Source organism: Geminisphaera colitermitum TAV2, from assembly GCF_000171235.2.
In the GTDB taxonomy this organism is placed as follows: Bacteria; Verrucomicrobiota; Verrucomicrobiia; order Opitutales; family Opitutaceae; genus Geminisphaera; species Geminisphaera colitermitum.
On record NZ_ABEA03000127.1, the window covers coordinates 20,154 to 27,269 of the forward strand.

Genomic DNA, 7,116 nt, shown 5'->3' on the forward strand with positions numbered 1-7,116 from the left:
GCGTCATGCGAGCAGTTTTATAAGAAATACTCCCCACGCCGCGATTTCGACCGAGGCGAGAATCATCGCCGCGACCAGCCGCCACCGTCCGCCGCGCACGAGGCTGGGCGGCTTGCGCCAGCCGTAAATCGCCAGACCGAGTGCCACCGGCGCCGTCACGCACGTCATCCAGAACATCAGCAACGGCACCAGGGCCAGCAGGAATGCGAGGCTGTCGTAGGTCACGCGACTGGAGACCATGCGCGCGCTTTTCTCGCGACGCGCGGAGATGCAGGACGGGCAAAGCGTCTCGCCCGAAAACTCCACGGCGCACACCGCGCACAGGAACCGCCCGCAATCATCGCACACCGTGGCGGCCTGGTTGGTGGCGTGGAAAAAACACGATGCCTCGCCCTCGGCCACCAGCGCCTGCGCGCGGACCACGCGCGGCGACGCCCGCAACGCCGGAAACGGCACCAAAGTCACAACACGCTCGCAACGCGGACAGCGCCGCCGTTCCTCATCCGGCGCGTAGCGCGGACGCGTTTGTAGTGACAACGGGAACACCTCAAACGCCCCGCGGCATTTGGGACAGGCAAGAACTTCGTGGGCGTGGGCGGAAGTCACTTTTTGTAAATCACGCGCGTGTCGCAGATCTGGTCGTGCAGGGTGCGTTTTTCGCTGTCGAAGGCCGCCATGATATAGCCGATGCAGAGGATGATGCTGCTGATGATTTCCGCGAAGTAGCGACCGATGATGCGTCCTTTGGTGAGCTTGCCGCCGTCGGCGCGGAGCAGGCGGATGCCCACGGCAAGCTTGCCGGGCGTGGCGTCGAATTTGCGGATGAAGAAGATTTGGTAGGCCAGCGCGATACCGACGCTCACCACAACCGAGAGGATGTTGTAAATGACGAATGCCACAAGGGCCGCGCCCTTCTCAATGTTGACGTCGGGCATGAGGAAATTGGGCGTGCCGAGGAAGATCAGCGACAGGATTACGGAGGGAATGGCGTTGATTATCCAGAGTGCGATGCCGTCGATGAACTTGGCCAGCAGGCGTATCCAGAAACCCGCGTACACCATCACGCCGGGCGCGTTCACGCCTTCGCGCAGACGCTGGAAAAACGTGTCGCGGTGTTCGGCGCTGACCCATACGCCCTCGTATTGGATCATCTGGCTTTTCGGGTAGCGCAGTCCGCTCACGGCGCAGACTTCGGTGTCGCCGTCGTCACCCTGCTCCGGGGCGGCCCCGGCCATGGGTGGAGTGGTGTCGGAGGCGGTGTCCGGGGCGGATGCCGGGAGGGTGGGGGCGATTTGCGCGTAGGGCAGCCAGTTGTCCATGCCCTGCCTCCAGACGAGCGTCTCGGGCGTGATGACGCCGGTTTGCACGAGGCGTTCGAATTCAAATTGCTGAACAGGGCCGGTTCGCTGGCCGTTGATTGCGTAATACCAATGCATGGGCGTGGATAGGGATTGAGAATAAAAGATACGCCTTTTGAAGCCGCGTTGGGGTGGAGCCGCAATGGTTTTCCCGCAACGGCGCGACGGTCGCAACGGCAAGTTGAACCGTTGCGGGCGTGGCGAGCGTAGCGGGAAAACCCGCCTCCTGCCTGGCAGACGAACCATTTCCACCGAAAACAGCGAAGAACCCTCTGCGTCTCCGTGTGACCAAACTGTTGGAGGGCGGGTCTCCTGACCCGCCAGACGCGGCGTAGCCGCGCCATCCGGAAGGGCGGTGCTTCGCACCGTCGGCGGGTCGGGAGACCCGCCCTCCTTAGGGCCTCCGCGTAACGTCAGTGAGAAAGTAGAACTAAATGGCGGTCAGGCCGAGCCGGACGGCCTGGCCGTAGGCGAGGATGACGGGGCCGAAGGCGTGTCGGTCGTTGAGTTCGTGCCAGCGCTCCATGTAAGCTTGTTTGGAGCCGTCTCCGGCACAAAGGCATCCGCGGCAGGTATTGTGGACGGAGCCGTCGAGCGCAATGTAAGCCAGATAGGAGCGTAGCCCTTTTTCGAATACACGACGGTGAAATTCACCGAGCAGTCCGCGTTCCACGCCGACGCCGAGGGCAAAGAGAATGAGGCCGGCACCGGATGTTTCGACGTAGGAAGTCGTGTCGGTGAGATCTTGGTGCCACATGCCGTCGCTGTCTTGCGTGCGAGCACAGGCGTCAGCCAGCGCTACAAACATCGCTTCCGCGTCGGGACGACAGGCGTGTTTTTCGGGCAGGTGGGCGACGAGTTCGGCGAGCGCGAGCAGGCCCCAGCCGTTGCCACGGCTCCAGTGATCTTGCGTGCAGTGGCCGGGTCCGCGGAAGTTGATGGCTTGGTGGAGCAGGCCGTTGGCGGGGTTGCGCAGGCGTTCCACGTAGCCGCGCGTTTGACGCCAGGCTTCGTGGATGAGGTCGTCGCGGTCGAGGGCGCGTCCGCAGAAGAGGAGGAAGGGGGTGATGGCAAAGGCGATGTCGATAAAAATGCGGCCCAGATGCGGGTCGATGGGATGGCAGAGCAGTCCGTTCGGGTCGCGCGGAGCTGTTCGCATGATTTGCTCGACGTGGGATTCGAAGAGGGCGGTGTTGGCTTGGGGCAGGCAGCCTTGCCACCAGAGAAAGGCCGAGGGGTTGCCGCCGCAGAGGTAGTTGGGAAAATTGCAGTCGAAGCTGTGGTCGCCGTTGAGAAACGGAGTCAGGTGCGTGGTGGCGAGGGCGAGCAGGCGCGTGCGTTCGGCGGGGTTCGTTACGGCGAAGGCGAGCCGGACCAAGCCTTGCAGCGAGAGGACTCCAGTGTAGTGGGAGAGTGGATGCAGCTCAAGATGACGGTGAAAGGCTCGCTCGGCGATGGCAGCGGGGGAGAAAACTAGCACTGGTGCGTCAACGGAGATGTTCGTGATGGAGGTGTGGTGCTCAGGCGAAGTGGCGGGCGTGGTCATGATCATGGTTGAGATTGTGGCTGCGTTTCCGTTTTCAGGCGCTGGGCGAGTTGAGCGCGGTAGAGGGAGCGGGGAATGAGGCCGGGGCGGCCTGTGCCTTCGATGTGGCCGGGTGGGTGTTGAAAGAAGACTTTGCCCTGCATTTTGCCGGAGCAGCCGATGGCGTAATTCTGGGCGGTGGGCGGTTTCTGGATGATGATGCGGGCACCGGCGGTGTCGCAGCGCCATGCAACGGAATGCGCGGCGGCCCAGCCGTGGGCGTCGCCCCAGTCGCCGCGGCAATAGAGTCCGAGGATTCCAGTTTGGGTGGATTGGGGACGGGGATTGGTGGTGGTGAGGTTGTCGAAGAGGAGGCCTTGCGACCAGCGGCGGTGGGCTTCGGAGGGACCGTAGGAGCGGTCGTTGGTGCAATCGAGAACGACGATGCCGGAGTCGAGTGTGGCGCCGTTGCTGATGAAGGCGTGGCGGGCGTCGGTGGCGTGGCAGCGTTCAAAGAGGACGAGTTGCGCGCCTCGGTGGGTGGCGAAGTTGTAGCGGCGTTTGCCTTTGATCAGGCCGTGCGGTTCGAGGGCACTGCAATCGAGGGCGGTGCCGCGCACGAATCCTTCGCCGAATTTAATGCCAGCGGCGACAAAGTGGAGCACGGTGACGTCGCGCACCCAGCAGTCGGCGGCTTGGCGAAAAACGATGCCGTCCCAAGCGTGCGTCTCGGTTTCGGGGCCTGCGGTCTGGATGTCGATTCGGAGATTGGAGACGCCGATTTCGGTGAGGAGCGGGGCGGTGTCGTAGCGGTAGAGTGTGCTTTGGGAGAGCGAGCGGTCGAGGTGGTTGAAAACGGGGGCGTCAATAGTGATACGCTTGTCGTCGATGCGCACGATGCGGCGCAGATAGCGGATGGTCATGCCGGGTGGATTGTCTTTGTCGTCCACCCGCCAGGCAGGATCGGAGGCAGTGCCGCCGCCATCGAGGGCTTGTATCCATTTTTCAGTTTCAGGGTGTTCGACGACAACGGTGTCGCCGGGGGAAAAGGGGGTGGCGTCGGCAACTTCGAAGGTGCGCGAGCCAACGGTGACGCGTGGCGTGGTGATGTCAGTGCGGGTGCGGGGAATGGCAGTGGCGAAGCGATCATTGGAGCCTTGTCTTCCGGCTTGGATGACAGGCGTGATGCGGGGGCAGGTGCGGCGGAGAATGGTGTTGTGCGCCGGGTCGTCGCCTTGACCTGAGCCGAGAAGGGCAAGGCCGCTGTGCCGGATAAACAGGGTGTCGCTGATTTCGTAAATGCCGGGGGCAAGGTGGAGCGCGCCGCGCAGCCGGGTGCGCGGATCGAGGGGAAGCGCGCCGACGGCGTCGAGCGCGGCTTGGAGGTGCGCGGTGTTGTCACCTGAAACGGGCGCGAGGGTGCGGACGACGGGCACATCGGGGAGAGGCACGCCGCCGCCGCGATAACCGGCATGGCTGAAGTCAGGGATGCGGTTGCCTTCAGCGTCTGCCGGGTATTCGAGCGTGCCGTCGGGTGCGAGGCGGACGCGTTCAGACTGCCATGTGTCGGAGGCAAAAGCGCCAAGGTGTCCCGCAAGAAAAAGCGCGGTCCAAAGTGGCAGGGCTGCCAATGAGAGGCGGTGGCACATGACGGTGGCGGGGGGGGGGGGGGGAGGGGACTTTACTTTTTCCGTTTGATGGCAAGTAGCGCGAGAGCGCTTGCACCCATGAGAAGTGCCATCACGTGAGGTTCTGGAATCTGGGCGACTTCCAGTCTAAAGTTGTCGAGACCGATCCCGGCGGCATTGGCAACCTGATTGCTGCCCCAGCGCAACCAGAGGTATTCTCCGGACTGCCAGTTGATGTTCGTGAGGGTGAAACTGATGGAGGTGTGATTGGCATCGTCGTTGCCATTGATGCCACTGCTGCTGCTGTCACTGGTATGCAGCGATGTGGCGTTGCCGCGAGCGTCGGGCTTGTATCCGGTTGTTAAGGACAACTGATTGCCAGTGGTGGCGGTCGTCATATAAGAGAATCCCCACGAGGTAGCATACGTGTGATAGCGCCATTGCTCGACGTCGAAGGAGATGGTTACCGCGTTGATGGCGGCCCCGGTATTGTTGATGAGTTGGAGGCCAAGATAAGCGGTGTTGCTGTAGCCGCCGCTGGTGGCTCCGTAAAAGAGGCCGAGGGCGCGGTCGGCGTTGTTGTTGGAGCCGAAACTGTAGAGTGTGCCGCCATTGCGCGAACCGGAACTGGCGCGGGCGCTCTCGCTGGCACCTTCAGTGGAATACCAGCCGGGGAGCGTGCTGTTGTTGATGAAAGTCCAGTTGATAGTGCCGCTGCTTTGGGCAGGAAGTGAAGGAGAGTCGAAGTTTTGTGTGTAAGGCGCGCCAGTGAACGAGACTTGGGCGGCGAGTGGGAGTACGGCGGCGAAGGCGAGCAACGAGGTGAGGGTTGCGATGCGGAGTCGATGAGTGCGGGTGGTATTCATGGGAGGTGCGGATGTGTGTTGATGTATTATTTGGCTGATCGGCGGTGAAAAAGGGGGACGGCGTTATTTGTCAAAACGCCAGAAGGAGATCTCGTTGTTAGCGTAGCGGGTCTGCATGTCGGCCTTGGTGATGCGCTGCACATGGCCGTCGATGAAGACGACGTTGATGGAGTCACGATGGACATATTGGATGGGTTGGGCGGCTGAGTCTGGAACTTGGGCGGCGTTGAGGTTGGTGAGATAGGTGCCGCCGCCGGCCTCGACCGCGCCATCGAGAAAGAAAACCATGCGAGAGGGATGCGGGATGTCGGAGAGGCGGATGGCGTAGCCTTGGGAGGCGACGCGGGTTTTGATTTCGGTGCCGTCCATGTTGGTGGCGGTGGCCCAGGCGTTGATGCTGTAGGTGCGGCCGAAGTGGACAGAGACGGGGGCGGGATTTTTGGCGTATCCAGTTTCGCATTTCATGGGTGACGGTGCGCTGGTCCAGTCGATGTTTTTCTGCGCCTTGAAGTTGAGGTATTGGCTGATCTGATACGGATAGGCGGAGTCGGTGGAGACCTCGTTGCGGCACCATGCCTTGGCGTTGGGCATCTGGTCGCGGTTGTCGTTGATCCAGAGGAGGGCGGCGGCCTGAATCTGGCGGAGATTGGAGGCGCATTGTGTGGTGCGGGCGGTTTCACGCACGCGGCCGACGGTGGGGATGAGTATGCCGGCGAGGATGCCAATGATGGCAATAACGGTGAGGAGTTCGATCAGGGTGAAGCCCGGCGCGTGCCATGCGCGGATTGGCGGGAGCCGGGAAGGTGGTGGAGACAGTGGCGGGGTGGTTTGAAGCATGGGAACATGGTAGCAAAGGTACGGCGGATCTCCAATTTACGTTTGCTAAAAAAATTCGTATTTTGTGATATTTTTAGCTCATGACCAAATGGAACAAAACAGCAGTGAGCACGGGAGTTGATCCGGTCGCGCTGGAGGCGGCGTCGGGGCGTGTGCTGTTTTCTTTGGCGGGATGGCGCAGGCATGAGGTTGCGGCTGAAGGACGGAATGGCGTGAGGTTGCAGCCGGGAGGGGGGGGGCCACGGCAGGTGGCATGCCTGCAAGGTAATGTGGAAATAGATACAGGGGAGGGAGGGGCGGGATTGGTGCGGCTGGAGCCGGGTGCGGTGTGGTCACCGGTGGAAGACCGGGGCGCGGGGGGGAAGGAAATTGTCGTGCGCCGGCGACGGAGGCAGACCGGAGGTGGGGGCGACAGCGGGATGGCGGTGGTGATGGAGCTGGCCTTTGCCCGGCCTCTGGCGGCGGAGTATGCGGAGTTTCTGGCGCGTAATTTTGGCCGGCTGGTAAGATTGCCGCTGGAGGGGGAGGCGTGGCGGGCGTTGCGGGGGCTGGAGAGTGCGATGGTGGCGGGAAATGGGGTTGGTGAGGTGGTTTCGCGGCGGGTGTTCGGGTGGCTGGCGGCATTGCATGATGCACTGGAGACTCGTCAGGTGCATCTGCGGGATTTGTTGCGCGGGAGGATCGATCATTTGCTGCCGGAGTGCGCGGCGCATGGTTATTCGGTCAAGGCGCTGGCGACTCATCTGGGCTGCTCGCCAGCCTGGCTGGCAGGGCGTTTGCAGCATGCGTGGGGGAGGCCGGCGGGCGAGGTGTTGCATGGGTTGCGCTACCGGCAGGCGTGGGAGTTGTTGAACACGACTTCGATGGATGTGGCGGAGGTGGGCAGACGTTGTGGGTTTGGG

7 protein-coding genes are annotated in these 7,116 nt (G+C 62.4%); 1 reads left to right on the forward strand and 6 read right to left on the reverse strand.

Annotated elements, in window-relative coordinates:
* Positions 1-3 precede the first annotated feature (3 nt).
* From OBACDRAFT_RS28375 to OBACDRAFT_RS15550, 6 genes are all read right to left on the reverse strand, one after another.
* On the reverse strand, positions 4-606 hold the full coding sequence (locus tag OBACDRAFT_RS28375) for a hypothetical protein (protein ID WP_157837121.1): 603 nt from the start codon (positions 604-606) through the stop codon (positions 4-6).
* On the reverse strand, positions 603-1,436 hold the full coding sequence (locus tag OBACDRAFT_RS15530) for an RDD family protein (protein ID WP_043587127.1): 834 nt from the start codon (positions 1,434-1,436) through the stop codon (positions 603-605). The genes OBACDRAFT_RS28375 and OBACDRAFT_RS15530 overlap by 4 nt, the downstream gene beginning before the upstream one ends.
* A gap of 352 nt (positions 1,437-1,788) precedes the next feature.
* Positions 1,789-2,910 (reverse strand): glycoside hydrolase family 88/105 protein, encoded by a 1,122-nt coding sequence (locus OBACDRAFT_RS15535; protein ID WP_088179310.1) that lies wholly within the window; start codon positions 2,908-2,910, stop codon positions 1,789-1,791.
* Complete coding sequence (locus tag OBACDRAFT_RS15540) at positions 2,907-4,532, reverse strand: hypothetical protein (RefSeq protein ID WP_043587129.1); 1,626 nt, start codon at positions 4,530-4,532, stop codon at positions 2,907-2,909. The genes OBACDRAFT_RS15535 and OBACDRAFT_RS15540 overlap by 4 nt, the downstream gene beginning before the upstream one ends.
* Before the next feature lie 32 nt (positions 4,533-4,564).
* A complete protein-coding gene (locus OBACDRAFT_RS15545; protein WP_043587131.1) occupies positions 4,565-5,377 on the reverse strand; it encodes a hypothetical protein in 813 nt (270 codons plus the stop codon).
* Between the two features lie 63 nt (positions 5,378-5,440).
* Positions 5,441-6,214 (reverse strand): type II secretion system protein, encoded by a 774-nt coding sequence (locus OBACDRAFT_RS15550; protein WP_232767201.1) that lies wholly within the window; start codon positions 6,212-6,214, stop codon positions 5,441-5,443.
* A gap of 80 nt (positions 6,215-6,294) precedes the next feature.
* Between OBACDRAFT_RS15550 and OBACDRAFT_RS15555 the strand changes: the two genes are divergently transcribed.
* Positions 6,295-7,116, forward strand: an 822-nt coding sequence (locus OBACDRAFT_RS15555) for a helix-turn-helix domain-containing protein (RefSeq protein WP_043587132.1), incomplete at its 3' end; no start/stop codon positions are given.